The sequence below is a fragment of the Streptomyces sp. NPDC014006 genome (assembly GCF_043088925.1).
Classification (GTDB): Bacteria; Actinomycetota; Actinomycetes; order Streptomycetales; family Streptomycetaceae; genus Streptomyces.
The window spans coordinates 70,486-97,029 of record NZ_JBICAJ010000014.1; the positions used below are offsets into that span (position 1 = coordinate 70,486).

Consider the following 26,544-nt stretch of genomic DNA (forward strand, 5'->3'; position numbering starts at 1 on the left):
GCCGATCACCCGCTCGCCATGGCGCGCGCACTGGCCGCCCGCAGCCCCGGCAGGTCGATGAACTCCGTGTGGGTGCCCACGCTGCCGCACACGAACGCCCCGGCCACCGAGCCGGCCAGCACGCACTCCTCCAGGGACCGGCCCTCGAACAGGGAGTGCAGGAACGCGGTGACGAACGCGTCCCCCGCGCCGTTGCTGTCCACGACCGGCCGCTCGGGCCGTACGGCGGGGAAGTGGCGGATCGTGTCGTCACCGCGTACCAGCAGGTGGCAGCCGGCGGCGCCGTCGGTGGCGACGACGAAGCGGGCCCGGCCCTCGTCGATGATCGCCCGCAGGACGCCGGGCAGCCGGTCCTGCATCGCCGCGGCGCTGAGGAAGACGTAGTCGGAGTTGAGGGCGTAGTGACGGTGGTGCGGGTTGTGCCCGTCCCAGTCGTGCAGGTCGGTGGAGCTGGTCACGCCCAGGCGGTGGACGTCCTCGTACATGTCCTGGTTGTGGCCGATGATCGACAGGTGGACGTGCGCCGACCGCTCAAGGAAGGGCAGGTAGAAGTCGCGGGGCAGCCTGAGGCCGGCGGGGTGACGGCCGTCGTAGAAGGAGAAGCGGCGGCCCTGCGGGTCCACCAGGTTCGCCGAGCGCGGCGTGCCGTGCGGCGAGACCAGATGGCTGAAGTCGAGGCCGAGGCGGGCGTAGTGCTCCAGCACCATGCGGCCCTGCGGGTCGTCGCCGAGGAAGTCGACGAACTTGGTCCGCAGGCCGAGCGCGTGCCAGCCCAGGGCCACCCCGTTGCCGGTGTGCCCGACGTAGTCCCGCAACGGCTCCACGAAGACGGAGTCGCCCGGCGGCACGCGCAGCTCGTCCACCCGCACGATGGTGTCCACGCCGACGCCGCCGACGACCAGGACGTCGTAGTCGGCCGGGCGCCGGTCCTCGTCGGGGCGGTGGTGTTCGGTCAGGGTCATGCGCTCACTCCTTCGGCAACCTGCTGGATCTGTCCGTCCTCCAGGACGACCGCCCCGTCGATGTCGGCGCCGGGCGGTATCACCGCGCCGGGCAGCACCACGCTGCGTCGCACCCGCGCGCCTGCGCCGACCCGGACGCCGGGGAAGAGCACGCTGTCCGTCACATGTCCGGCGCTGACGAGGTCCGACGGGACGACCGACGCGCGCACCCCGGGTGCGTCGGCGACCCAGCGGCGTCCGACCGCGGGCCGTACCGTCCTGGGCATCAGCCCCACGGGCAACGGCGGCCGCGGCCCCGAGGCGAGGGCCAGGTGCGCCCGGTGGTAGCGCTCGACGGTGCCGATGTCCTCCCAGTGCCCGTGCACCTCGTGGCCGCGGATGTGCTCCCCGCCCGCGAGCATCGCCGGGATCACATCCCGGCTGATGTCGTGCTGCCAGTCGGTGCCGTCCAGTTCCGTCAGGTACCGGCGCAGCACGGCGGCGTCGAAGACACAGAACGCCGCGAACACCAGGTCCGAGGTGGGGTGCTCGGGCTTCTCCGTGAACTCGGTGAGCCGGCCGCCGCCGTCGAAGCGGACCATGCCGAACAGGTGCACCCAGCGCGGGTCGATGCGCTGGTACGTGATCGTCAGCGCCGCGCCCGAGGCCCGGTGGGCCTCGACCAGGGGGCCGTAGTCGTACCGGTAGACGTGGTCGGCGTGCAGGACGAGGACCTGCTCCGTGCCCTCGGCGAAGACGTACTGCGCCTTGCGGACCAGGGCGTCGGCGGTGCCGCGTTCCAGCGGCCAGGTTCGCTGCGGCAGTTGGGCGGGCAGTTCCCGGCCCCGGTAGGCGGCGTCGTACGGCCCGAAGTGCACCCGGAAGCCGGGTCCGCTGTTCCACACCCGGTGCAGGTCGTCCATCAGCAGCCGCTCCTCGTACTGGGACAGCAGCAGCACCTCCGGCAGGCCCGAGGCGCGGGCGTTGGCAAGGCTGAAGTCGATCAGCCGGCAGGTGCCGCCGTAGGGGACCAGGGGCTTGAGCCGTCCCGTGCCGAGGGGACCCATGCGGCGTCCCTCGCCGCCGGCGAGCAGCACCGCGCGTACGGCACGCAGGTCAGCCATGACGCACCTCGTCCCAGGTCACCCGGCCACAGGACAGGGTGAGCAGCAGCCGGCCGTCGGCGCTCGGAGCGTCGCCCGCGAAGACACCCGGCCCGGTGCGTTCCAGGGTGCGCACATCCGGCAGGGCCCGGGCCGAGCCCCGCCGGGCCTCGACCACTTCCACCCGTTCGGCGTGCGGCAGTCGGTATTCGAGCCGCCCTCCGGGCAGGACGCGGGCGCGTTCGCGCAGCCGGGCGGTCTCCTCTTCGGGCACCGCCCCGGGGAGGCGCTCGAGGACCCGCTCGCAGGTGGCGAAGTCGGCACGCTGCCACGCGGCGCGGAACATCCGCACGGCGGCGTCGGCGTCGAACGTGACGCGGCGCTCGTAGGCGGTGATGTCCCCGTGCTGGATTGCCGCCTCCGGTGGGACCAGGTCGTCCGCGAGGAGGTCGAACCAGCCCTGGCGCAGGGCCAGTTCGGTGGACAGGGTCGCGGGCTGGCCCTGCCACAGCCGCGTGAAGGCTGCCAGGTGCAGGTCGGCGCAGTGGTCCCAGGTGAACACCCGGGCCACGGTCGCGGCCCGTTCGGACAGCTCCCGGTAGCGGCCGGGATCGTGCGTCCACAGGGCCGCCGCCTGCCGGATGCGGTCGGCGAGGGCGGAGGTCAGCAGCTCGTCGTCCTCCGCGAAGGACCGGTTCACGGCGAATCCGGTGGCCGTCCCGGGGCCGTCGGCGTGCCGGAAGTGCTCCATGCCGCGCTGGTCCGTGGCGATCGGCACCGCGCCCGCGGCCATGGCCTCGCCCTGGGCGATCAGGAAGGTGTCCATCTCGAACTTGGAGGGGAACAGCGCGAAGTCGCAGGCGGCCGCGAGGGAGAAGACGCGCTCCTCCTCCACGCGCTCCCACTCGAAGTGCAGCCGGTCCGGGTGGCGCGCGGCGACCTCGTGGAAGTACGGGTCGTCGATGCCGTTGCCGGAGATGCAGCGGATCACGAAGTTGGCCTTGAGGCCCTCGCCCAGCACCCGGTCCGCGGCCCGCATCAGCTCCACCTGCCCCTTGTGGTGGACGGCGTAGCGGGCGTTGTGGAAGAACGTCGGCAGCGCGGGGTCGAGGCCGAGGTCGCCGAGCACCCCCGCCCGGTCCACGTCGGCGGGGTCCCAGGCCAGCCACTGGTCGGAGATGGCGCAGCCGCCGACGAACATCTTGTGGGCGTTACGGCGCACGACGTCGGCGATCGGCAGCCGGCGGAAGAGCGACTCGAAGGGGGTGTCCCGGAAGCCCGCGTAGAAGTCGAGCTGGCCGGGGGAGAGGAAGTCGATCAGGTCGGCGTGGTCGGCGGTGAGCTCGTAGATCGCCACATGGCCGGGCGGGTAGGTGTAGTGCAGGTGCGTGCGCTGCTGGTACTGCACGACGGCCGCGGGCGCGTCCGGCTCGGGCTCCGGGCCGGGCAGCTTCACTTCCACCCCGAGCAGGTTGAACAGCCGCTGCACCTCGGGCGCGTACACCTTCTTGCCGATCGGCATGTTGCTCTGCACGTTGCTGACGACCATCTTCGTCGGGTCGTCACGCAGGGCGGCCGGGAGCAGATAGTGGTAGTACGGCTCGTGTGCGTGAACGACGGCCCTCTCGTCGCCGAACCAGGCGCGCAGGAACCGCACACTGTCCACCTGGAACACCAGCGGCTTGAAGAACACCAGGTCGCGGCCCTTGGCCGAGTAGGGCGGGTAGAAGGTGTCCGGCAGCCGGTCCAGGTACTCGTTGGCGAGGAAGTACAGGTCCACGCCGTCCAGGCGGATGCGGTGGGCCGTGGTGCGCAGCGCCAGGTCCACCTGCTCGGGGAAGCCGTCCCAGACGCGGGGGTCGAGGGCCACCGGCAGCCGGTAGGTGTCCTCGTAGGCCAGGTCCTCCACCGCGTAGCGCCGGCGCAGGTCGTCGAGCCTGCCGTGCGCGGGGGTGACGATGGAGACGGTGTGGCCGCGGGCGGCGAACGTCCTGGACAGGTTCCACAGGTACACGGACGTGCCGCCCTGCAGGAAGGTGTGGTCGAAGCCGCAGCACTCGAAATACGTCTCGATGATGTGCATCCTGGGCGCGTTCACGACGCGGTCATCTCCTCGCGGGGGTGGTCGGGGCGGGGGAGGCCAGCGCGAGCGCGTGGCGCAGGTCGATTGCGGCGTGGTACGGGCGGGCGTGGTCGTGGTTGTAGGCCAGCTCGTGCAGGAGCCGGCGCAGGTACAGCAGCCGCCGCAGCGGACTGTCCGGGGTCCCTCCGAGCAGTAGACGCAGCACGTACTCGCGCCACGCGTCGGCGGTGCGGAAGACGCGTTCCAGCACGGCCCGCCCCGCCGGCGGCAGAGCGGGCGCGCCGTCGAGGGAGCCGTTCATGGTCTCGGCCGGGTCGATGCCGAGGCGGCGGGCGCTCTCGAAGGCGGCCTCGTCGGCCGCGAAGTACTCCAGCGCGCGCTGCACGGCTACGAGGTCCTGCAGCGGCGACTGCGCGGCGTACCCAGGTCCGTCCGCCGGCAGGGCGGGCGTGGACAGGTCGATGACGCTCATCCGCCAGGTGCCGTCGCTCTCCTCGGCGCACAGCAGGTGTGACAGGTGAAGGTCGCCGTGACAAGGACCGGCTCCCGGAGCTGTGGGCCGGCCCGCGAAGTCGTCCCGCAGCGCCAGGAGTTCGACCTCGATGGCGTCGAAGGCAGCGCGCCGGGCCGCGTGGGGGAGAGGAGCGTCGCGGGACAGGAGGTCCAGGCGGGCCGAGGCCCCGGCCAGGGCCTCGGCGACGGGGTAGCCCGTGGCGGGGGAGCCCAGGCGCGCCGCCAGGTCGCGGTGGAACGCACCGAGGAAACCGGCCGCGGCCCGCATCTTGCCTTCGAGCGGCCGCAGATGATCGCGCACGAGCCGGTCCGGTACGGCGCTGTCGGTGAGCCGCGGCCAAAGGGAGCGCAGGTTCGCCCGCAAGGGCGCGTCGATGCCGTGCCCCGGTGCGTGGCGGTACAGGACGCCCACCGGATGCCGCGTGCCGTGGACGGGGTCCGTGTATGTGCAGTCCCCCGCCCACTCGGGAGTGTGCCCGCTGCCGCTCATCAGGCGCAGCACCTCGGGCTCGTGGACGGCTCCGCCCAGCCGCCGGTACGTCTTGTGGAGGTACGGCGCGCCGCCTATGCCGACCAGGGACAGCGAGTTGGACGACCAGCCCTGATCGAAGGGCAGCCACCGCACCTCTTCCGTCGGTGCAAAGGGCGCCCGGCGGAAGTCCAGGTATCCGCCGCCTTGGGTGCGCAGCCGTGCGCCGGCGAGTACCCGGCGCACGGCTGCGAGTCCGAAGGTGCTGTCGCCCCGGGCCTCGGTGAGCGTGCCTGACGGCGCCCTGTGCACGGGGACGAAGACCCGCTCGCCCGAGGCGGGGCCACCGACGGCGACCACGACCAGCAGCAGCTCCTCAGGGCCCAGCTCGGCGTGGTCGGCCACTTCGTAGCGCTGGGCGGCGCGCAGGTCGCGCGGCAGCCAGTCCGCGGTGCGCAGCAGCGGTTGGAGAAGTTCGTCACGGATCACCGGCGTGATCAACTCCCGGTCATTTCATAGGCGTTGACGCCCCGCCGCCAGACGGTCAGGGCGAGGGCGAGGGCACCGGCCGTCACCAGCGGCAGCCAGCGCACCAGCCCGGTCGTGCCGGTCAGCAGGTAGACGCACGGCACGTAGGAGGTGAAGGCGAAGGGCAGCACCCAGGTCAGCAGGGCGCGCAGCGAGGGATGGTAGATGTCCAGCGGATAGGCGGCGAACTCGGACACCTGGTTCGCCGCGTACATCGACGGCAGGCTGGTCACGGTCCAGAAGGACAGGGAGGCGAACAGCAACTTCACCGAGGTGTGGATCAGGGCACCGCACAGCACCAGGAACGGCGCGACCGCCCACTGGAGCGGGGTGAGACGCAGTCCCAGTCGACTGCCGGACCAACCCACCAGGGCCGCACCGACGGCCAGTTCACCGAGCCCGTCCGGGTGGAAGAAGCGCTCCGACAGCAGGGAGAAGAGCGGGTTCACGGGCCGGATCAGATAACGGTAGAACTCGCCGCGCTGCACCAGTTTGCGGCCCAGCTCCCACAGTTGGTCGGTGAAGAGGTGGTCCAGTCCGCGCGGCAGCAGGGAGAAGCCGAGCAGGAACAGCACCTGGTGCACGGTCCAGCCGCCCACGACGGGAACCTGGCGGAAGACGAGTCCCACCACCGCGGTCTGCAGGCCCACTCGTACCAGGAACGCGCCGGCCCCCAGCAGGAAGTCCACCCGGTACGCGCTCAGCCGGTGCAGCCCGACCCCGCCGAGGAAGAAGGCCAGCCGCACATGGCGGCACAGCGAACGGGTCATCCGCCCAGCACCTCCAGACGGCTCAGACAGGCCCGCCACAGGGCCGCACCGATCAGGGTGAGCCCGGCCACCCAGCCGATCTGCCGGGCGAGCACGTCGGCCGCGCCTGCGATCCCGTCGTACCGGCCGAGCAGCAGGGTGAGAGGGCCGTCGACCATGCCTCTGAAGGGGAGTACGGACGCCACGGCCGCGAGCGGCCCCGGCATCAGCGCGAGCGGCACCAGCTGGCCGGCGAAGAAGGCGACCACACTCTGCTTCACCATCCGCACCCCCCAGGTGTTGGTGGTGACGAACCCGGTCATCCCGGTCAGCAGGTTCACGAGAAACGCGAGCAGGACGGAGAGCACGGTGGAGACCAGGAAGAGCAGGGCGTCCACGGGCCTGGGCACGGTGAGCGGCACGAGCAGCGGGAACAAGGCCAGTACGGGCAGGCCGACCAGGACGGCGTTGGCCGCGACGACCGGCAGGCAGGCGAAGAACCGCACCACCGGATAGCTGACGGGCCGGACCAGCATGACGGCGACGTCACCGCGGTAGACCTCGGCCGCGACCTCGTCGTCCACCCGGTTGGCGTGCAGGACCTGCAGCACCTGCGCCATCAGCAGGTAGGTGGTGATGCCCTCGGTGGTGAATCCGCCGGGACCGCCGCCGTGCGGGGATTCCGCGTACACGGCCCGCCACAGGAAGACGGTGACCGCCGCGCCGGCCGCCGCGGTGACCCCGGTCGTGAGGAACGTCGATCGGTACTGGAGGAGGGACTGCAGTCCGCTGGTGGCGAAGGGCAGGTAGTGCCCGACGCGAGCGAACGGTCCACGGCGCGGTGGCCTGTGCGGCGCGTATACGAGGTCGCCGCTCATGCCGCACCCTCCGCAGCCGGTGTCCCGGTCGCGACCGGACCGTTCCGCCCCCCGCCGTAGATCCGGCGCAGGACGTCCTCCAGATCGGGTTCGGGCGCGTAGCAGTCCGACAGGTCGAAGTGGTCGAGCAGGAACGCGAGCACCTGCCGCGAGGTGAACCGGTCGACGGGATAGTCGACCCGGATCCGGCCGTCCTCGGCGTACGACGCGGCCACGCCGGGCAACCCCTGCTCGATACGGGCACAGGCGCGCCCGGGATCCGGACCGTCCCGGTGGTCGAACACGACGGACCGCCGCTCGGCGGTGCGCAGCAGGTCCCGGATGCTCCCCTGGTGCACCACCCGTCCCCGGTCCACGACCAGGGCGCTGTCGCAGATCGCGGCGATGTCCGCGATGTCGTGGCTGGTGAGGACGACCGTCGTGCCCAATTCCCGGTGGACGTGGTTGACCAGGTGCCGCACCGCGTCCTTGAGCATCATGTCGAGGCCGATGGTCGGCTCGTCCCAGAAGACGACCGCCGGGTCGTGGAGCAGGCTCGCCGCGATCTCCGCCCGCATCCGCTGGCCGAGGCTCAGCTGGCGCACGGGTGTGGCGCCAAGGGCGTCGATGTCCAGCAGTTCCCGGTACAGGGCGAGGTTGCGCCGGTACACGGCGTCGGGCACGTCGTAGACGCGCCGCAGGATCCGGAAGGAGTCCGGCACCGACAGGTCCCACCACAGCTGACTGCGCTGGCCGAACACGACCCCGATACCGCGGGCGTTGGCCTGCCGGTGCCGGTAGGGCTCGATACCGCGCACCAGGCAGCGTCCGCTGGTGGGCGTCATGATGCCGGTGAGCATCTTGATCGTGGTGGACTTGCCGGCCCCGTTGGCGCCGATGTAGGCCGTCTTCGAGCCGGCGGGGATCGTGAAGGAGACGTCGTCGACCGCCCGGACGACCCGGTGCTCGCGGGTGAACAGGGTCGACAGACTGCCGACCAGGCCCGGCTTGCGCTCGGTGAGCCGGAACTCCTTGACGAGGTGCTCCACGACGATCACGTCAGCACCCGTTCCATGGCCTGCTCCAGGAGGCCGACGCCCTCGTCGAGCAGGGGCTCGTCGATGGTGAACGGCGGCGCCAGGCGCAGGATGTGCCCGCCGAGGGCCACTCTGAGCCCCAGGTCGAGAGCGGTGGTGTACACGGCCCGCGCGATGTGCGGAGCCGGGGTGCGACTCTGCCGGTCCGTGACGAACTCCAGCCCGTACAGCAGCCCCAGGCCGCGTACGTCACCGAGGTTGTCGAAGCGGGCCGCCAGGGCGGACAGTCTCTCGTGGAGCACCTCGCCCAGCGTTCGGACGTGTTCGAGGAGGCGGTCGCGTTCGACGACCTCGAGGGTGGCCCTCGCCGCCGCGATGCCGAGCGGGTTGCCCGCGTACGTCGATGCGTAGGCGCCTGGTCCCGAGGCCGCGGGATGGTGCAGGAGGTCTGCCCGTCCGGCCAGGACCGCGAAGGGGAATCCGCTGGCCAGGCCCTTGGACAGGGTGGCGAGGTCGGGCTGGACGCCGAACTGCTCGCTCGCCAGGAACGTCCCCGTCCGGCCGCCGCCGGTCAGTACCTCGTCAGCTACGAGGAGCACCCCGTTGGTTCGGCAGGCGTCGGCGATCTGCTCCCAGTAGCCGGGAGGCGGTACGACGACGCCGGCGGCGCCGAGCACCGGTTCGAAGACCAGCGCCGAGACGTTCGGCTTGTCGGCGATGTGCCTGCGCACCAGCGAGGCGCAGCGCAGCCCGCACGAGGGACGGGTCAGCTCGAGGGGGCAGCGGTAGCAATAGGGCGAGTAGCCCAGGACGCTGTTGCCGGCGAACGCCTGGTGACCGAGGTCCCAGTGCACCAGCATCCGCGCGCCCATCGTCTTGCCGTGGAAACCTCCGCGGAGGGCGCCGATCCGGTTGCGGCCCGGCTCGGCGGTCGCCTGCACCACACGCAGGGCGGCTTCGACCACCTCCGCGCCCGTCGATAACAGGGCGTAGGTGTCGAGCCGCTCGGGTAACAGCCGAGCCAGCAGTTCCAGCAGCGCGGCCCGGTCGGGGGTCGCCGAGTCGTGCACGTTCCACAGCCGTCTGGCCTGCGCGGTCAGTGCCTCGACGACCTCGGGATGCCCGTGCCCCAGGGACTGGGTCAAGGTGCCCGCCGCGAAGTCCAGGTATTGGTTGCCGTCGAGATCGGTGAGGACCGGGCCACGCCCTTCGGCGAACACCCGGCGCCCCACGGCCGCTTCCTCGGAAGCGCCTGGCGCCAGATGTCCGGCCTCACGCTCCAGCCGCTCCAGCTGGTGACGACCTGTCACTGCTGCTCCCCCGTACTCGGTGCGAACTGCCGTGCATCGCCCTGCCGTTGAGCGGGGCCGGGAGTGAGTCAAACATCAACCGGACGCCGACTGCAAGGAATTGCTGAAATTTTCAGAGCTACTTTGCGTGCTGCGGGGGTCTCTGCTGTGATCGGGGCATCGGGCGCATGCGGAGGACCCGACGTCGTGGGGGTGCGTGGGTGGGAGGGGGCGCCTGACCAGGTTGAAGTGCGGCCCGGCCCTTGTCGGGCGTCCATGCCGCAGACGTTGCCGTAGCTTCTGGCTGCTGCCCGCCCCGTGGTGTCGAGGGTGTCGGCTGCGAGAAGGGCCGGTCGCAAGGAGGGGTCGGCTGTGAGGAGGAGTCGAACAGGACACTCCGGCCCGGACGGCCGGGCGCGTAGGGGTGCGGCTCGCGGACCCCCCGGCCGACGGGCCGGAGTTCGTTGAAGGTAACACCGCTGAAATACTTGCGAAAGAGATTTCACAAGTCCTCCCTCACCTCTGGCTGCGGAACTCTTATTTCTGCGGCGGGGGTTGACCCGAGGTAGGTGGCGCCGTACGGTCTCGACCGAAAATTCTTGCTGCAAGAATCAATGAACGGCTGTCTCTGGCATGGCGCGTTGTCACATGAGGCTGTTCTCCGGATCACCCCACTTCCGAACTGGAGACACCATGGCCAGAAAGACCGTGGCCGCTGCACTCGCCCTGCTGGCGGGAGCCGCTGCGGCCGTCACGGCACCGACGCCGGCGCGGGCAAGCGCGCCCGGCGACAAGGACGTCACCGCGGTGATGTTCGAGTGGAACTTCGCCTCCGTAGCGAAGGCCTGCACCGACGAGCTGGGCCCCGACGGGTACGGGTACGTCCAGGTCTCCCCGCCCAACGAACACATCCAGGGCACCTCGTGGTGGACGGCCTACCAGCCCGTCGGCTACAAGATCGGCACCAAGCTGGGCGACCGCTCGGCGTTCAAGAGCATGGTCGACACCTGTCACGCGGCGGGCGTGAAGGTGGTCGCCGACACCGTCATCAACCACATGGCGAACGCCTCCGGCACGGGCAGCGCCGGCTCGTCCTTCAGCAAGTACGACTACCCCGGCACCTACACCGCCGCCGACATGGACGACTGCACCACGACCATCACCGACTACACCAATCGCTGGCAGGTCCAGCACTGCGAGATGGGAGGCCTGCCCGACCTCGACACGGGGGAGGAGTACGTCCGCAAGACCATCGCGGGCTACCTCAACGACCTGCTCTCCCTCGGCGTCGACGGCTTCCGCGTGGACGCCGCCAAGCACATCGCCGAGGACGACCTGGCCGACATCAAGTCCAGGCTCAGCAATCCCGGCGTCTACTGGAAGCAGGAGACCATCGGGGCCGCCGGGGAGGCGGTGCAGCCGCCGGAGTACTACAACACCGGTGACGTCCAGGAGTTCCACTACGCCTACGACCTCAAGAGGGTCTTCACCAACGAGAAGCTCGCCGAGCTGAAGAACTTCGGCGAGGCATGGGGTTACGTCTCCGGCGACAAGGCGTCCGTCTTCGTCACCAACCACGACAGCGAACGCAACGGAGGCACCCTCACCTACAAGGACGGCGCCGACTACACCCTCGCGCACGTCTTCATGCTGGCCTGGCCCTATGGCTCACCCGATGTGCACTCCGGCTACGCGTTCACCGACAACAACGCCGGCGGGCCGAACAACGGCCAGGTGAACGCCTGTTACACGGACGGCTGGAAGTGCCAGCACGCCTGGCGCGAGATCGCGAGCATGGTCACGTTCCGCAACAAGGCCGCCGGTGCGGCGGTGACCGACTGGTGGGACAACGGCAACAACCAGATCGCCTTCGGCCGTGGTGACAAGGCGTACGTCGTCATCAACCACGAGGGCTCCACGCTGACCCGCACTTTCCAGACCTCCCTGCCCGCCGGCAGCTACTGCGACGTACAGAGCGGCAAGGGCGTCACGGTCGACTCGAACGGGCGGTTCACCGCGACCCTGGGCGCCGAGTCGGCCCTCGCCCTGCACGTCGGGGCGACGAACTGCGACACCGTCACCCCGACCGCTCCCGCCCCCGCTCCGGCCGCCGGAGCCTCGTTCAACGTCAACGCCACCACGCAGTGGGGTCAGAACGTCTACGTCGTCGGCGACAACCCCGCCCTCGGCAGCTGGAACACCGCCAACGCCCCGAAGCTCGACCCGTCGGGCTACCCCGTCTGGAAGCTCGACGTGCCCATGCCCGCCGGGACGTCGTTCGCGTACAAGTACATCCGCAAGGACGCCTCCGGCAACGTCACCTGGGAGAGCGGGGCCAACCGTACGGGCACCGTGCCCGCCGGCGGCCAGGTCACGCTGAACGACACCTGGCGCAACTGACCGCCGTCCCTGACGTATCGAGGTCGCCGACCACGGACGGCGAACGCGGTACACGGACCGCCCGGCCCGTAGCGCCGGTGCCGGGCGGTTCCGCGGCCCGTGGCGCGCGATGTCCCGTCCCTTCCCACACCCGAGATCCCGAGGAGAAGTGTCACGTGGTCGGCAGAACCCTGCACCACTTATCCGCGCCGGCCATCGCGCTGTGCCTCATGGCCCTGCCCCCGCTGACGTCCCGGGCGACGGCCGACGGACCGCCCCCACCGCCCTCGGACGCCCGTCTCGCGCAGGAACCGATCCGTCCGGCCGCGAGCAGGGAGCAGTTCTACCTGCTGCTGCCCGACCGGTTCGCCAACGGCTCGACGGCCGACGACCGCGGAGGATCGACCGGGGACCGCACGGTCACCGGATACGACCCGAGTGACAAGAACTTCTTCCAGGGTGGCGACCTCAGAGGCGTCATCGACCACCTGGACTACATCAAGGGCCTGGGCACCACCGCCATCTGGCTCGCACCCGTGTTCAAGAACAAGCCGGTGACGGTCCGCGACGGCAGGGTTCTGGCCAACTACCACGGCTACGCCATCACCGACTTCACCCGTGTCGACCCGCACTTCGGCACCGAGGCCGATCTGTCGCAGCTGATCGACAAGGCCCACGCCAAGGGCATGAAGGTCTTCTTCGACGTCATCACCAACCACACCGCCGACACGATCGACTACGCCGAGAAGCGGTACGGATACCGCAGCAAGGGCGCCTACCCGTACCTCGACACCGAGGGCCGTCCCTTCGACGACACGGCCGGCATGCACCAGGCTGACGCGGCCGGCGCCCCCTACACGCCGCGGGTTTCCACCGACCCGCGGGACCGCAAGGTGCCCGACTGGCTGAACGACCCGGCCATGTACCACAACCGCGGCAACTCCACCTTCGCCGGGGAAAGCGCCCTGGACGGCGATTTCATGGGCATGGACGACCTGTGGACCGAACGGCCCGAGGTCGTGCACGGCATGGAGAAGATCTACGAGAAGTGGGTCCACGACTACGGTGTCGACGGCTTCCGGGTCGACACAGCCAAGAACGTCGACATGCCCTTCTGGACCCAGTGGGCCACCGCCCTCGACAAGTACGCGGCACGGCACGGACGCCGCAACTTCTTCCTCTTCGCCGAGGCGTTCTCGGCCGACGCGTCCCTCACCGCCCCCTATGTCACCCAGGGCCGGCTCGACGCGACGCTGGACTTCCCGTTCCAAGCCGCCGCCCGCAACTTCGCCTCACGGGGCGGCCCCGCCGACGACCTCGCCCATGTCTTCGTACAGGACTACCGCTACAGCACGGACAAGACCAACGCCTACAGCGAGGTCACCTTCCTCGGCAGCCACGACATGGGACGCATCGGCACCTTCGTCACCCAGGACAACCCGGGCGCGAGCGACTCCGAACTGCTGCGGCGCGACCGTCTGGCCCACGAGCTGATGTTCCTCTCACGCGGCAACCCGGTGATCTACTCCGGCGACGAACAGGGCTTCACCGGCTCCGGCGGTGACGTGGACGCGCGGCAGACCATGTTCGCGTCCCAGGTCCCCGCCTACCGGGACGACGACGAGATCGGCACCGACCGCACGGCCGCCTCCGACGCCTACGACCCCACCCACCCGCTCTACCGGGCCATCGCCGCCCTCTCCCGGCTCACCCGGAGGCACCCCGCGCTGCGGGACGGCGTCCAGACCGAACGCTGTTCCCAGGGCTCCGTGTACGCCTTCTCCCGTACCGATGTGCGCAGAGGACGCGACTACCTCGTGGCGTTCAACAACGCGACCGAGGACACGGCCGTCACCCTGCCCACCGGTTCGGCGGACGTGGCGTTCCGGGCGGTGTACGGTGCCGCCGGACGCGTGCAGAGCGACGCCGGCGGGAAGATCACCGTGACCGTTCCGGCGCTGTCGTCGGTCGTGTACGAGGCGGCACGGCCGCTCGCCCCGCCCACGACCGCCCCCTCCGTGGAACTCCACGCGCCGGAAGCGGGCGCCACCGGAACCGTCGAGATCTCCGCGGACGTCACCGGCGGCGCATACAACAAGGTCGTCTTCGCCGCCCAGACCGGTGACGGTGCCTGGCGGACACTCGGCACCGCCGACCACGCCCCGTACCGCATCACCCAGACCATCGCCGCCTCCGTCCAGGCCGGCACACCGCTCAGATACAAGGAGGTCGTCGTGGACAGCGTCGGCCGGACGGCGAGCGCCCTCGCCACCACCAGCTCGGGACAGACATCACCGGTTGGGGAACCGACGGCTCAGCGCCACTGGGCGGTCGTCCACTACGGGCGAGCGGACGGCGACAACACGGGTCTGCGTCTACGCACGGCCGACGGCCAATCCGCGGACTTCGTCGGCCGGGACGCCTACGGAGTCTTCGCCTGGTTCACCCCGCCCGAGGGCTCCACCCACGTCTCTTTCACCGTCGAGAAGGACGGCACGGCCGAAGGCCCCGAGCGTGTCCTCGACTTCGCCGCGGCACCGGAGGCATGGACCGAACAGGGGAGCGCGACGGTGACACGGTCACGGCCCCCGGACGCCTACCCGGCACAGGATCCGGCGAAGGCGATCATCCATTACCACCGCGACGACGGCGACTACGAGGGCTGGGGTCTGCACGCATGGACCGGAGCGGCGCACCCGCCGGAGTGGAACGAACCCGTCCAGCCGGTGGGCCGGGACTCCTTCGGCCTGGTCTTCGAGGTACCGCTCACCGACCACGCGGACTCCCTGAGCTACCTCCTGCACCGGAAGGAGGAGAAGGACGTCCCCACGGACGAGACGCTCGACTTCTCCCTCTACGGACACGAGGTGTGGCGCCTGGCCGGCGATCCCGCCTACCTCACCCCGTCCCTCGGTGGCGCGTTCGGCCTGGACCTCGGCACGTCCGCCGCGACCTGGCTGGACGACACCACCGTCGTGTGGCGGGGGACCGGCGCCGGGGTCGCCAGTCAGCAACTCGTCTATGCGCCGGACGGCGGCGTCAGCCTTGAGCACGGGTCCCTCTCCGACGAGGGCCGCTGGCTGCGCCTGGTCCCCGCCCGGCTGACCGACGCCCAGCGGGTCGCCCACCCCGAGTTCTCGGCCTACCAGGCCTTCACCGTCGACCCACGCGACCGCGGCCGTATCGCCGAGGCCCGGACGAGCCGGCAGGTGATCGCCACCCAACGAGGGGCGGACGGCGCCCTGCTGGGCGCGACCGGCGTGCACCTGCTCCCCACCACTGCGACAGCGCACTGACCGAGAGGAACGAGCAGCACAGTGACCACCTCATCCACCGCCTCCGGCGACCGGGACGGCCGACCGGCCGACGGCCGCATCCCGCAACGCACGGGACGCCGTCCGGGCGCCCTGCCCCGCGTTGCCACCGCGGCCGTCACCACCGCCCTCCTCGCCACGGCCCTGCACACGGCCGAGCCTGCGAGTGCGAACGGCCGGCACCCCGCTCCGCCGTCGAACGGCGCACTGGCCGCGGTGGCGGCCCGTCACGACATGACCCGCGAACAGTTCTACTTCCTCCTGCCCGACCGGTTCGCCAACGGCTCCACCGCCAACGACCGCGGAGGACTGACCGGGGACCGCTCCGCCACCGGCTACGACCCCACCGACAAGGGCTTCTACCAGGGCGGGGACCTCAAGGGGGTGATCGACAAGCTGGACTACATCAAGGGACTCGGCACCACCGCGATCTGGCTCGCCCCGATCTTCAAGAACAAGCCGGTGCAGGGCAACGGCGAGAGCGCCGGCTACCACGGCTACTGGATCACCGACTTCACCCGGGTCGACCCGCACTTCGGCACCAACGCCGACCTCACGGAACTCATCCGCAAGGCCCACGCCAAGGGCATGAAGGTCTTCTTCGACGTCATCACCAACCACACGGCCGACACCGTCACCTATGCCGAGAAGACCTTCGGCTACCGCAGCAAGGGCGCCTACCCCTACCTGGACACCGAAGGCCGCCCCTTCGACGACAGCAAGGGCATGCACAAGGTCGACGCGCGCGGCCTCCCCTACACACCTGAGGTCGCCCCGGCCGAACGGGGCGCCAAGGCTCCCGCGTGGCTGAACGACCCGACGATGTACCACAACCGCGGTGACTCCACCTTCGCCGGCGAGAGCAGTGAGTACGGCGACCACACCGGTCTGGACGACCTGTGGACCGAACGGCCCGAAGTGGTGCACGGCATGGAACAGATCTACGAGAAGTGGGTCCGGGACTTCCGCGTCGACGGCTTCCGCGTCGACACCGTGCGCAACGTCGACATGGCCTTCTGGACCCAGTGGGCGACGGCGCTCGACGCTTACGCCGCGAAGAAGGGGCGGAAGAACTTCTTCGTCTTCGGCGAGACGTTGTCCTCCGACCCCGCCGTCACCTCGCCCTACGTGCGGCAGGGCCGGCTCGACGCCACACTGGACTTCCCGCTCCAGGACGCCATCCGCCAGTACGCCTCCCAGGGCAGGGCGGCCGACCGGCTCGCCGGCGTCTTCGCGCAGGACTACCGCTACACCACCGACAAGGCCAACGCGTACGAGGAGGTGACCTTCCTCGGCAACCACGACATGGGCCGCATCGGCGGCTTCCTGCTCAAGGACAACCCGACGGCGGACGGCACCGAACTCCTGCGACGGGACCGCTTCGCCCACGAGCTGATGTTCCTCTCGCGCGGCAACCCGGTGATCTACTCCGGTGACGAGCAGGGCTTCACCGGCGCCGGGGGCGACAAGGACGCCCGCCAGACGATGTTCGCCTCCCAGGTCCCCGACTATCTGGACGACGACGAGATCGGCACCGACCGCACGGCAGCCTCCGACGCCTACGACACCTCGCACCCTCTCTACCGCGCGATCGCCGCACTGTCCCAGCTCACCCGGGAAAACCCCGCGCTGCGCGACGGAGTCCAGACCGAGCGATACGCCAAGGACTCGGTGTACGCGTTCTCCCGCACGGACACCCGCCGACGCAGCGACTACCTGGTCGCGTTCAACAACGCCTCCGCGGCGAGGACCGTCAAGATCCCCACAAACTCCCCCGAAATGGCCTACCGAGGGCTGTACGGCACGACCACCTCGGTGACCAGCGATACGGACGGTGGCGTCACGATCACCGTTCCGGCGCTGTCCGCCGTGGTCCTGAAGGCGACGAAGCGGCTCGGCACTCCGGCCGCACCGCCCGCCCTCACCCTCCGGGCGCCGGCGCCGGGCGCGACCGGGGACGTCGACCTCTCCGCGGACGTGAACGGTGGAGGGCTGAACCGTGTCGTCTTCGCCGCCCAGGTGGGCGACGGACCTTGGCGCACCCTCGGCAGCGCCGACCACGCTCCCTACACGGTCACCCAGCACCTGCCCGACACGGTGAAGCAGGGCACCCAGGTGAGCTACAAGGCAGTGGTGGCCGACCTCGCGGGCCGCACCGCGAGCGCCTTCGCCACGACCACGGTGGGGCGGCCCCCAGTGGCGCAGCCGCCGAGCGCGGTTCACCGCGACTACGCGGTCGTGCACTACCAGCGCGCGGACGGCGACTACACCGGCTGGAGTCTCACCTGCGCGGGTCGGTCGACCGAGTTCACCGGTCGTGACGCCTACGGCGCCTTCGCCTGGGTCAAGCCGGAGGAGGGCGCCAAGGCCCTGACGTACACGGTGACCGCCAATGGCGCCGCCGACGGCCCGCAGCGCACCATCGATCTGGCCAGGACGGGTGAGGTGTGGATCCGGCAAGGCACCGACGGCCAGTCGGAAACCGCACCGGAAGGCGTGTACCCGGCCCCCGACCCGACGAAGGCCGTCATCCACTACCACCGGGCCGACGGCGCCTACGACGGCTGGGGTCTGCACACCTGGACGGGCGCCAAGAACCCCACCGACTGGTCGGCGCCGCTCACGCCGGTGAAGAAGGACGCGTTCGGCGTGACCTTCGAGGTACCGCTGGCCGAGGGCGCCACGTCGCTCAGCTACATCGTCCACAAGGGCGACGAGAAGGACATCGCCGCCGACCGGTCGCTGGACTTCGGCACGTACGGCAAGGAGGTCTGGCTGATCGGCGGCGACGCCGGCTACCTGCTGCCTACCTCGGGCGGCGCCCCTGACCTGGACCTGGGTACGGCGCACGCGCGGTGGATCGACGCGGACACCGTCGTGTGGAAAGTGAAGGCCACCGACTCCACCAGCCGGCAACTCGTCTACAGCCCGCACGGGGGCATCACGGTCAAGGACGGCGCTTTGTCCGACGAAGGCCGCTGGCTGCGGCTCGTCCCCGCGAAGCTGACGGACGCACAGAAGGCTGCCCACCCGGAGCTGGCGGACGAGCCGGCGTTCACGATCGACCCCCGGGACCGCGACCGCATCCCGGCCGCGCTGGGGAGCGCACAACTCATCGCGACCCAACGGGCGGACAACGGCGCACTGCTCGCCGCCACGGGAGTGCGGCTGCCCTGACCCTGGGGCGACGTGCGGCAAAGAGCTTGCGAATATCAGCAAGAATCTTCAACAGGGCCGACGAGGACTCGCGGAAGCGAGGCTCGGGGCCGGCTTGGCTGATGTCCGGTCTCTGTGCCAGGGGTCTCGTCCGTCGCATGCCACGACGGCGGGGCCCTTTGGCGTTCGATGGCCCCTGCGCTGCAATTCTCGCTTCTGTAGTCCGACTTGAGCCTGCCTTCGTCCCGCGGCGTGCACAGGTAACGACCTGGGCGCGTCGAGGCGATCCCTGGCGCACCGGTCTTGCCGGACGGGCAACACCCCCCTACTGGCCGGTGCTTGGCGCCACCTGGCACGATGCGATCATGACGCAGGACATACAAACCCACGGAGAGGCGCTCGTCGCCGCCGCCCGAGCCGGCGACTCCGAGACCGCCCGCCGGCACACCGATTTCTTCGTGCTGCGCAGTCACGTGGACGAAGGCATCCCGTACTGGGAGCAGGCCGTGGCGGCCGGCGACGCCTTCTCGCATTACACCCTTGCTCGGTACCGGAAGATCCGGGGTGATCGGCAGGCCGCGGAAGCGCTCTACCGCGCCGTCGCCGACCGCCACGCCGGATGCGCCTACGGGCTCGGCGTACTGCTGCGCGAGGACGGCAATCCGGAGGCCGCCGAGTGGTTCCGCCACGGCTGGGAGCAAGGACGCCACCTCGATTGCAAGATCGAGCTCGGCAAGCTGCTTGCGGCCGAGGGACGACTCGACGAGGCGTCGAAGTTTCTGATGAGCGACATCGATCTGGGCGACATCGCGGTCTTCCGCTGGGTTCAGCTCTTCGAGTCGATCCGCGAGGACTTCGACGGTGTCGCGGCGGGTCTCGACGCCGCCGAGGCTGCCGGGGACGGCGACGCCGCCGCGGAGGCGCTGCGCCCGCTCTTCGCCCTGGAACAGCACTTCCGCGACTACCCGGGTCTGACGACCGAGGCCGCCGGTTACTACCGCAGGGCTTCGGCGCTCAGCGCATCCGCCCGCGTGGACCACGCTGTGTTCCTGACGGAGACCGGAGGCGAGGCGTCCTGGGCCGAGGCCCGCGGCCTGCTGCTCCAAGCCCACGATGAGGGCTACGAAGGCGCCTCGTACGTCCTCGGTGTCCTGCACGAGCAGCGCGGCGACCTCGGGGATGCTGAGCACTGGTACAGCCTCGCGGCCGCCCACGGGCATCAGGCGGCTCAGTGGAACCTCGGGCTCCTGTGCAAGCGGCAGCGGCGGTACGAGGAGGCCGAACGCTGGTTCCGGGAGGTCGGCGAGGACGACGAGGGCGTCGTCGAGCAGCTCGCCCGGATCGCCGCGATCCGAGAGGGTGGCACCGTCGCGCCCGGCAAGGACCTGCGCCGACTGCCAAGGCTGCGCGAGCGAGCCGAGGCGGGCGACGTGCACGCTTCGTACGCGTACGGGAAGATCCTCGGCGACTGGGGCGGCGCGGACGACCGCCACCTGGTCCGCTGGATCGAACCCGCCGCGCTGGCCGGGGACCCGCAGGCGGCGTACGACCTGGCGGAGCTGTACGGCGCGCTGCGCAGGCCCGCGCTGCGCGACCAGTGGTACCGGACAGCCGCCGAGGCGGGCCACCATGGCGCGTGCAACCAGATGGGGTGGCTCTCCGAGTACCACCGGGACTACCAGGAGGCCGAGCGCTGGTATGTGCGCGCAGCCGGTGACGGGTCCGCGCTGAACGCCATGCTCGCGGGCAAACTGAAGGCGCAGCGCGGCGCGTACGCCGAGGCGGAACCGTTTCTCCGCATGGCCTGGGAAGAAGGCGGCGACGCCGCCTACAGGACGGAGGCCGCCGGCTACTACGGTCTCGTCCTGCACCGGCTGGGCCGCCTCGCGGAAGCCATCGAGCCGCTGCGGACCGCCGTCGCACGCTGGGACGACGACGTGAGCGCCCGCTACAGCCGGGACGACCTGAACGTACTGTCCCGGACGGTCGACCCGGAGGAGGAACTGGCGAAGGTGGAGGCGGCGCTGACGGCGTGACCCCGTCGGCTGGACGGTCTGCGGGCATCCGGAGCGGACGTCCGCGGCACGAATGTCTTGTATGGGGACGTCGGTCTCGACCTCGTGGATGCGCAGGTGCACGCCGTTCAGCTCCTCTCATGCGTCTCGGTGGTGGAGGACCAGCGCGACCGCCCCGGCCTCCGTCGGACGGAGCTGGGGCGGCACGGAGCGTCCGTGACGCCGGATAGGGCGGTCGGAACTCCGGAGGACGGCGGTCTGGCGCCGAGGAGGCACCGGCGTGGGTGTTGACGGTGCTGAGGTGCGCGGCGCGGTCGGCGCCCTCGCCTCGGAATCGGGAGATGGCACTCAGGGCAGCCGCGCCACCCTCGCACAGGGACAGGTCCGAGCCCGGCTGCCAGGGCTGATACCGGGGGTCCCACCCGAATTCTGCTCAATGAAACCGCTGGTCGAGTGTGACGTGAGGTGCGCCAAGGCCACGGGCCGTCCAGACGCGGTATCACCGGGGTTGCTGCCCGGCAGGCGGGGATGCAAGGCACCGAGTGCTGGGCGCAAGACCACTTGCTTCTGGTGCAGGCAGCTTGGGCCTGCCTTGCAGTCGAAGGCCCGAGTCAGTGGAGCAGGCCGCCCACAGCGTTCACCTAGGGCTCCACTCGATGTGTACGACTCCGCTCGCCTGGCGCGACTCCCTGGGTGCCCCGGATCGCAACGTCAACTTCGTCGAGCGTCACGCCGTCGAGGTGACTATGGTCTCCGAGCGCCTCGGCAGGTTCACGCCGGCGGCGCGTGACAATGTTCGCCTGGCCCGTCGCCGGGCGAGCCGCCGGGTCGTTCAGGGCCTGCGGCCGTGGAAGGTGCGGCGCAGGTCGCTCACCCAGGCTTCGGGGTTCTCCCAGGGGATGAAGTGGCCGCCTTGGTCGTGGGCGTTGACGTTGACGTGGTTGAACCAATCGGCCTGCGGACCGGTCTTGAACGCCCGGACGCGTTCGTCGGCGGTGTGGATGCCGGGCGGGTTCTCGTACGTGACGAAGGTGAGGCCGACCGGGGCCTGAACGGCCGGGGTGCGGTCGTGTGCGGGGACCCAGGGGTAGCGGTTGGCGTTGGCGTAGTAACGCATCGACGTGGCGATGGAGTTGTTCACCCAGTAGATCGTGGCGTGGGTGAGCAGGTCGTCCTTGGTGAAGACGGATTCGAGGTCGCCGCCGTTGTCGCTCCAGGCGTTCCAGCGCTCCAGCAGCCAGGCGAGCAGTCCGGCGGGCGAGTCGCTCAGCCCGTGGGCCAGGGTGGCGCCGTCGAGCATGTGCACGGCGACGTGGGACGCCCAGCGGCGGTCCAGCTCGATGATGCGGGCGCGGACGTCGGCGGGCTGGTCGTCGGTGAGGGGCCGATTCCGTGCGAAGTCCCAGGCGCGGGGGCCGGTGAAGAAGTCGAGCGGCAAACCTGAGCCGATGTGGATGCCGTACAGCTCGTCGGCGTACTTGTGGCCGAGCTGGCTGGAGACGATACCGCCGATGTCGCAGCCTCCGGCAGCGTACTTCTCGTAGCCCAGGGTCTCGGTCATCATGGTGTGCCAGAGGTCGGAGACCTTCCAGAAGTTGACGTCCGGAAAGCCGGTGAGCGGGCCGGGGAAACCGAAGCCGGGCAGCGACGGCGCGATGACGTCGAACGCGTCGACGGGGTCACCGCCGAACGCGGCCGGGTCGGCGAGCGGGTCGATCACCTTCGACCAGTGCCAGAACGTCCACGGCCAGCCGTGGGTGAGGATCAACGGAATCGGGCGGGGGCCGCGGCCGGGCTTACGCATGAAGTGCACCGGGACACCGGCGACGTTCACCTCGTAGTGCTCGTAGGCGTTGATGGCGGCCTCGGCCTTCCGCCAGTCGTAGCGGTCCCGCCAGTAGGCGACCAGCTCACGGAGACAACTGGCCGGGACGCCGTAGGACCAGTCCTCATTCCCCTCGTCCAGCGGCGGACGGGTCAGCGTGAGACGGGCGCGCAGGTCATCGAGGACCTCGTCGGACACATGGATCGAGGTGGGCTCCAGAGGGAAGGCGTGCGGGATGGTCATGCCGTGATTCCTTACCTGACGGGGGAAGCGGTTCCGTCGGCCTGTTGGGTGGGTGGACAGCGAGCCGGGCTATTTCAAGGAGTGCGGGCAGCGGCGCGGCGAGTGCCTGCCGGTGGTGCGGGTCGAGCCGGCCAGACGACGCTCCTTTCGCCGCGACTCGACCATCTTGGCACCGGCGGACGCATCGGCCCCACGACTTCTGCGGGGGCTGCTTCGCGCCGTCCCGCCGCCTCGCAAGCCGACCGCCCTCTCCTCGAAGAGCGGCACGTGCCGCCGATAGTGACGAGCACAAGGCGTACCAGCGCGCATTCTGCGGGTCGGCGCGGATGGCGGCTTCCGGAGCGCCACATCCGCCGCAACGACACACGCACCGCAGCCGTCGGGTTGCCGAGAAGACCTCAATGCTCATCCGATCTGGAAGACCTGGTCGGTGTCTCTTCGTGAGGTCGCCGCCACGAACTGGAGGTTGCCGTGTTTCACGAATCCATTTTCTGTTTCGCCAAAGGTTTCGTACGTGGCCTCCATGGTCGCCAGCGCGTCACCGCGGTACTGCGTGGGAATGGTGAAGACGTCCGCCGTACCGGTGGAGTTGGAGAGCACCGGAGTGTCGTAGGTGACGATGTCGATGTTGCAGGGCAGTCCGCGGGAGAACCGTGCCTGGAGCGTCGAGTTGACCCCGTAGTCGCGGTTGCCGGTCAGCAGGGTCAGTGCGCCGGCCGTGAGGGTGAGCTGGTTGCCGGAGAGGGTGTCGTCGCGTCCCGCGACGAGCTGGGTGCTGCCTTGCCACAGGCCCTGGACGGTGGTGCCGTTCGCTGCTTGGCGTGCAGTCTCTCCAGGTGCGAGAACAGCTCAGGGGGCACGGCCTGCGGGTCTGTGACCTGCACGCAGCTACCGGCCGCCGGTATCGGCACGCCGAGGATCTACGCACAGCAGGTGGCGATCTCTCCGCGTGGCCTCGCTGTACCGCGCCGCCGTCATCGGCTGGTCGGCGGACGAGGCCGTGGCCCACGCTCCGCTCCTGGACTGCGCCGACACGCACGCACCGACCGGCCCGCTACCGAAGACACGACGCCCGCCCGCCCGCAGCGAGGGTTGGATCACGCGCCGGCCGCGGCATGGCCATACCTCCAGCTTGGCTGACACCGCACCACGGGCTGCCGCCACGTGGGCCGTTCGGCCCCCGGCAGGGACCTCGGGCCCCTGCCGTCCCACGATCTTGGCCTGGAGACTGACACGGCACCCCTGAAGGAGGTCCGCACATGTCCACCATCACCGTCGGTCTCGACGGCTCACCCGAGAGCCTCGCCGCGGCCGACTGGGCCGCCCGCGAAGCACAGGAACGCGAGGTGTCCCTGCGTCTCCTACATGGCGGGGAGCAAATGCGCTACCTGTACGCGCCGCTCGCCGGCGTCCCAGCGCCAGGCGCGCTGGATGCACAGCGCGAGTGGGCCGCCTACATGCTGCGCGAGACGGAATCCCGGCTCGCCCAGCGTCACCCGGAGGTGCGGATCACCACACAGCAGACCGAGGAGCAGGCCGTCCCCGCCCTGCTGGCCGCCGCCGAGAACACCGACCTGCTGGTCCTCGGCTCTCGGGGCCTCGGCACACTCGCCGGGTTCCTGGTCGGCTCCGTCGCCCTCGCCGTCGTGGCACGATCCCCGCGGCCCGTCGTCCTCGTACGAGCCGGCGCGAGCGCCGCGGACGAACACCGGCCGGACGCCACAGGGGCCGCGTCCACCGCGACCCCGTATCGCGAGGTGGTGCTGGGGCTCGACCTGGAGAACCCGGAAGACGCCGTCATCGGGTTCGCGTTCGAAGCAGCCCGGCATCGCGCGGCCGACCTGCGAGTGGTCCACGGCTGGTCGCTGCCGGCCGCGTACGGCTACGGCGCCGCCATGGACGCCGGGCTCAACGACGAGCTGACCGAGCAGGTACGGCACCGGCTCACCGATGTGCTGCGGCCGTGGAAGGACAAGTATCCGGGCGTCGAGGTGCGTGAGCAGGCCGTCGTCGGCGGCGCGGGCCGCCACCTCGTGCACGCCTCGCGGGACGCGGCCCTGGTCGTCGTCGGCCGCAAGAACCGCCGCTCGCCGGTCGGCGGCCACATCGGTTCGGTGACGCACGCTGCGCTCCAGCACGCCTCCGCGCCGGTCGCGGTGGTCCCACACGACTGAGCAACACAAATGCGGACGGGCCCGGGATCTCTTCCCTCGGCCCGTCCGCGTCTACGGCCCTCCCCATCAGCTGTCCCTTCCCCCAGCATGACCATGCCGTCGCGCACCGAGGCGCTGACGGTGAGGGGCGGCGGACACAGGGCGCGGGTCAGGGCGTCTGGCTGTGTCACAGCCCGTGGATGTCGTATCGGCGCGAGTTCGGAAGCCACTCCGGCTGCTTCTGCATGATCAATGTCGGTGAGAAGAGAAGTGATGTCGCTCTGGAGCGTGTCACGGCTCTGCCGAGCACGGGAACAGACCGCTGCGAGCTGGGCCGTGTATCGAAAGCAGATCTTGAGACGTGAAAGACCACGGTTCATGGGGCGGGGTGATCTCACGGATGAACAGTGGGCGGTGTTGGAGCCGTTGTTACCGAAGGGCACGCGGGCGGGGAGACCGCCCGTCTGGTCTCGGCGGCAGCTGATCGATGGCATACGCTTCCGAGTTCGTCGGTGTGCCGTGGCGGGACGTGCCCGTCGAGTACGGTCCGTGGGGCCGGATCTACGACCTGTTTCGCCGATGGCAGCGGGGAGGCACCTGGTACCGCATCCTCACCCGGCTTCAGTCCTTGGCCGACGCGAAGGGTCCGATCAGATGGGACCTGAGCGTCGACTCCACGGTGTGCCGCGCCCATCAACATTGCGGCCGGAGCCCGTAAGCAGGGCGACCTGCAGAAGGAACCGCCGGGCGGGATCTTCGCCGAGCCCAGTGATCACGGGCTGGGACGGTCGCGCGGCGGGTTCACGACCAAGCTGCACCTGGCCGTCGAGCAGGGCCAAAAGCCCATGTCGATCGTGATCACGGCCGGCCAGCGCGGCGACTCGCCGCAGTTCGAGCCGGTGCTGGAGAAGGTCCGGGTGCCCCGCATCGGACCAGGCCGGCCACGCGTCCGACCTGATCGGGTCCGCGCCGACAAGGCATACGCCTCCCGCAGAAACCGCGCCTCCTGCGCCGCCGCAGGATCCGCTGCACCATCCCGGACAACGCCGACCAGGCGCGCAACCGCCGGAAGCTCGGCTCCCGCGGCGGCCGGCCGCCGCACTTCGACCGGGTCGACTACCGCGAGCGCCACGCGGTCGAGTGCGGGATCAACCGCCTCAAAAGACACCGGGCCGTCGCCACGCGATATGACAAGCTCGCGGTCCGCTACGAGGCAACCGTCCTCATCGCAACCATCAACGAATGGCTGTGCCCCAAGCCTTCAAGACTCATACGGGCCGCCCCGGAAGTACATACTCCTGTGCGCTCGGGGACGGTCACCGCGCCCGTGCGCGGCATCGGAGCGGTCAGCAGGTGCCATCCGTTTCGCCAGCTCCCGCAGCGTCTCCAGACCGGCCAGCACCTCCGCGCGATTGTCCGACACCTTCATCCACGCCGGCAGCCGAGCGAACATCGACATCGTCGGCCGCGCTCCACCACGCTCCCGCAATCGCGCCCCGACGTAGGCGGACAGCTCGTCGACGTGCTCCTCGTTGTAGGCCCACAGGACGTGACCTGCGCAACGGGTCTGCAGCCACAGAGGCCGCTGGAAGAACGGGTCCGCACTGCCGCCCAGCACCGCGCCGACCAGCCCAGCCCCCCGCACCTCAGGTTCCCAGTCGGCGACCACACCGCATCCTCCACAAGCCAGACGACGCGGCTGGAAGAGGAGCTCGCTGAAGTATCTGGGATCAGAAAGGCCAGGCCGGGGGATCACGAGAGCACGGCCCCCGCATCGCGGACAGACCACAAACATCCGACCCGCGAACCGAGCCAACCAGCCTCCTGGGTCAAAGTGGCGAGCGAGATCAGTACGCGGCTCGGAATCCATGACAGACACCATCGCAGGTC

At 70.2% G+C, this 26,544-nt stretch carries 13 protein-coding genes and 4 pseudogenes; 6 read left to right on the plus strand and 11 right to left on the minus strand.

Annotation, left to right across the window (positions count from 1 at the left end; all coding sequences use genetic code 11):
• Positions 1–5: 5 nt before the first annotated feature.
• The 8 genes from ACF1GV_RS35750 to ACF1GV_RS35785 are packed head-to-tail and all read right to left on the minus strand — an operon-like array spanning position 6 to position 9,590.
• Positions 6–962, minus strand: coding sequence for a carbohydrate kinase family protein (locus ACF1GV_RS35750; RefSeq protein ID WP_391689573.1), 957 nt, complete (start codon positions 960–962; stop codon positions 6–8).
• Positions 959–2,065 carry a sugar phosphate nucleotidyltransferase gene (locus tag ACF1GV_RS35755; RefSeq protein ID WP_391689576.1) on the minus strand — a complete coding sequence of 369 codons (1,107 nt, stop codon included), beginning with the start codon at positions 2,063–2,065 and terminating at the stop codon, positions 959–961. The genes ACF1GV_RS35750 and ACF1GV_RS35755 overlap by 4 nt, the downstream gene beginning before the upstream one ends.
• Positions 2,058–4,142 (minus strand): glycosyltransferase, encoded by a 2,085-nt coding sequence (locus tag ACF1GV_RS35760; protein WP_391689579.1) that lies wholly within the window; start codon positions 4,140–4,142, stop codon positions 2,058–2,060. The genes ACF1GV_RS35755 and ACF1GV_RS35760 overlap by 8 nt, the downstream gene beginning before the upstream one ends.
• A 7-nt stretch (positions 4,143–4,149) precedes the next feature.
• Positions 4,150–5,598, minus strand: a complete 1,449-nt coding sequence (locus ACF1GV_RS35765) for a hypothetical protein (protein ID WP_391689582.1) — start codon at positions 5,596–5,598, stop codon at positions 4,150–4,152.
• An 8-nt stretch (positions 5,599–5,606) separates the two neighbouring features.
• A complete protein-coding gene (locus tag ACF1GV_RS35770; RefSeq protein WP_391689585.1) occupies positions 5,607–6,407 on the minus strand; it encodes an ABC transporter permease in 801 nt (266 codons plus the stop codon).
• The gene (locus tag ACF1GV_RS35775) at positions 6,404–7,264 is read right to left on the minus strand and encodes an ABC transporter permease (protein WP_391689588.1); all 861 of its coding nucleotides are present in this window, start codon (positions 7,262–7,264) and stop codon (positions 6,404–6,406) included. The genes ACF1GV_RS35770 and ACF1GV_RS35775 overlap by 4 nt, the downstream gene beginning before the upstream one ends.
• The gene (locus ACF1GV_RS35780; RefSeq protein WP_391689591.1) at positions 7,261–8,301 is read right to left on the minus strand and encodes an ATP-binding cassette domain-containing protein; all 1,041 of its coding nucleotides are present in this window, start codon (positions 8,299–8,301) and stop codon (positions 7,261–7,263) included. Before ACF1GV_RS35780 ends, ACF1GV_RS35775 begins: the two co-directional genes overlap by 4 nt.
• On the minus strand, positions 8,298–9,590 hold the full coding sequence (locus ACF1GV_RS35785) for an aspartate aminotransferase family protein (RefSeq protein ID WP_391689594.1): 1,293 nt from the start codon (positions 9,588–9,590) through the stop codon (positions 8,298–8,300). Before ACF1GV_RS35785 ends, ACF1GV_RS35780 begins: the two co-directional genes overlap by 4 nt.
• Before the next feature lie 672 nt (positions 9,591–10,262).
• On the opposite strand from ACF1GV_RS35785, the gene ACF1GV_RS35790 reads away from it, so the two are divergent.
• From ACF1GV_RS35790 to ACF1GV_RS35805, 4 genes and pseudogenes are all read left to right on the plus strand, one after another.
• Positions 10,263–11,969, plus strand: a complete 1,707-nt coding sequence (locus ACF1GV_RS35790; RefSeq protein ID WP_391689597.1) for a carbohydrate-binding module family 20 domain-containing protein — start codon at positions 10,263–10,265, stop codon at positions 11,967–11,969.
• A 209-nt stretch (positions 11,970–12,178) separates the two neighbouring features.
• Positions 12,179–15,211: pseudogene (locus tag ACF1GV_RS35795) on the plus strand (alpha-amylase family glycosyl hydrolase); the annotation flags it as partial.
• A gap of 144 nt (positions 15,212–15,355) precedes the next feature.
• Positions 15,356–18,430 (plus strand): annotated as a pseudogene (locus ACF1GV_RS35800) (alpha-amylase family glycosyl hydrolase); the annotation flags it as partial.
• A 353-nt stretch (positions 18,431–18,783) separates the two neighbouring features.
• On the plus strand, positions 18,784–20,454 hold the full coding sequence (locus ACF1GV_RS35805) for a sel1 repeat family protein (RefSeq protein ID WP_391689600.1): 1,671 nt from the start codon (positions 18,784–18,786) through the stop codon (positions 20,452–20,454).
• Positions 20,455–21,265: 811 nt separating this feature from the next.
• Here the strand turns inward: ACF1GV_RS35805 and ACF1GV_RS35810 are convergent.
• Together ACF1GV_RS35810 and ACF1GV_RS35815 are read right to left on the minus strand one after the other, a co-directional pair.
• Positions 21,266–22,501, minus strand: a complete 1,236-nt coding sequence (locus tag ACF1GV_RS35810) for an epoxide hydrolase family protein (protein ID WP_391689602.1) — start codon at positions 22,499–22,501, stop codon at positions 21,266–21,268.
• A 510-nt stretch (positions 22,502–23,011) separates the two neighbouring features.
• Positions 23,012–23,311 (minus strand): annotated as a pseudogene (locus tag ACF1GV_RS35815) (X2-like carbohydrate binding domain-containing protein); the annotation flags it as partial.
• Between the two features lie 449 nt (positions 23,312–23,760).
• On the opposite strand from ACF1GV_RS35815, the gene ACF1GV_RS35820 reads away from it, so the two are divergent.
• Entirely contained in the window at positions 23,761–24,675 is a 915-nt protein-coding gene (locus ACF1GV_RS35820) for a universal stress protein (protein WP_391689605.1), read from the plus strand.
• A 357-nt stretch (positions 24,676–25,032) separates the two neighbouring features.
• A pseudogene (locus ACF1GV_RS35825) lies at positions 25,033–25,903 on the plus strand (IS5 family transposase); the annotation flags it as partial.
• A gap of 12 nt (positions 25,904–25,915) precedes the next feature.
• Here ACF1GV_RS35825 and ACF1GV_RS35830 read toward each other — a convergent pair.
• A complete protein-coding gene (locus ACF1GV_RS35830; RefSeq protein ID WP_391689608.1) occupies positions 25,916–26,323 on the minus strand; it encodes a hypothetical protein in 408 nt (135 codons plus the stop codon).
• Positions 26,324–26,544 lie beyond the last annotated feature (221 nt).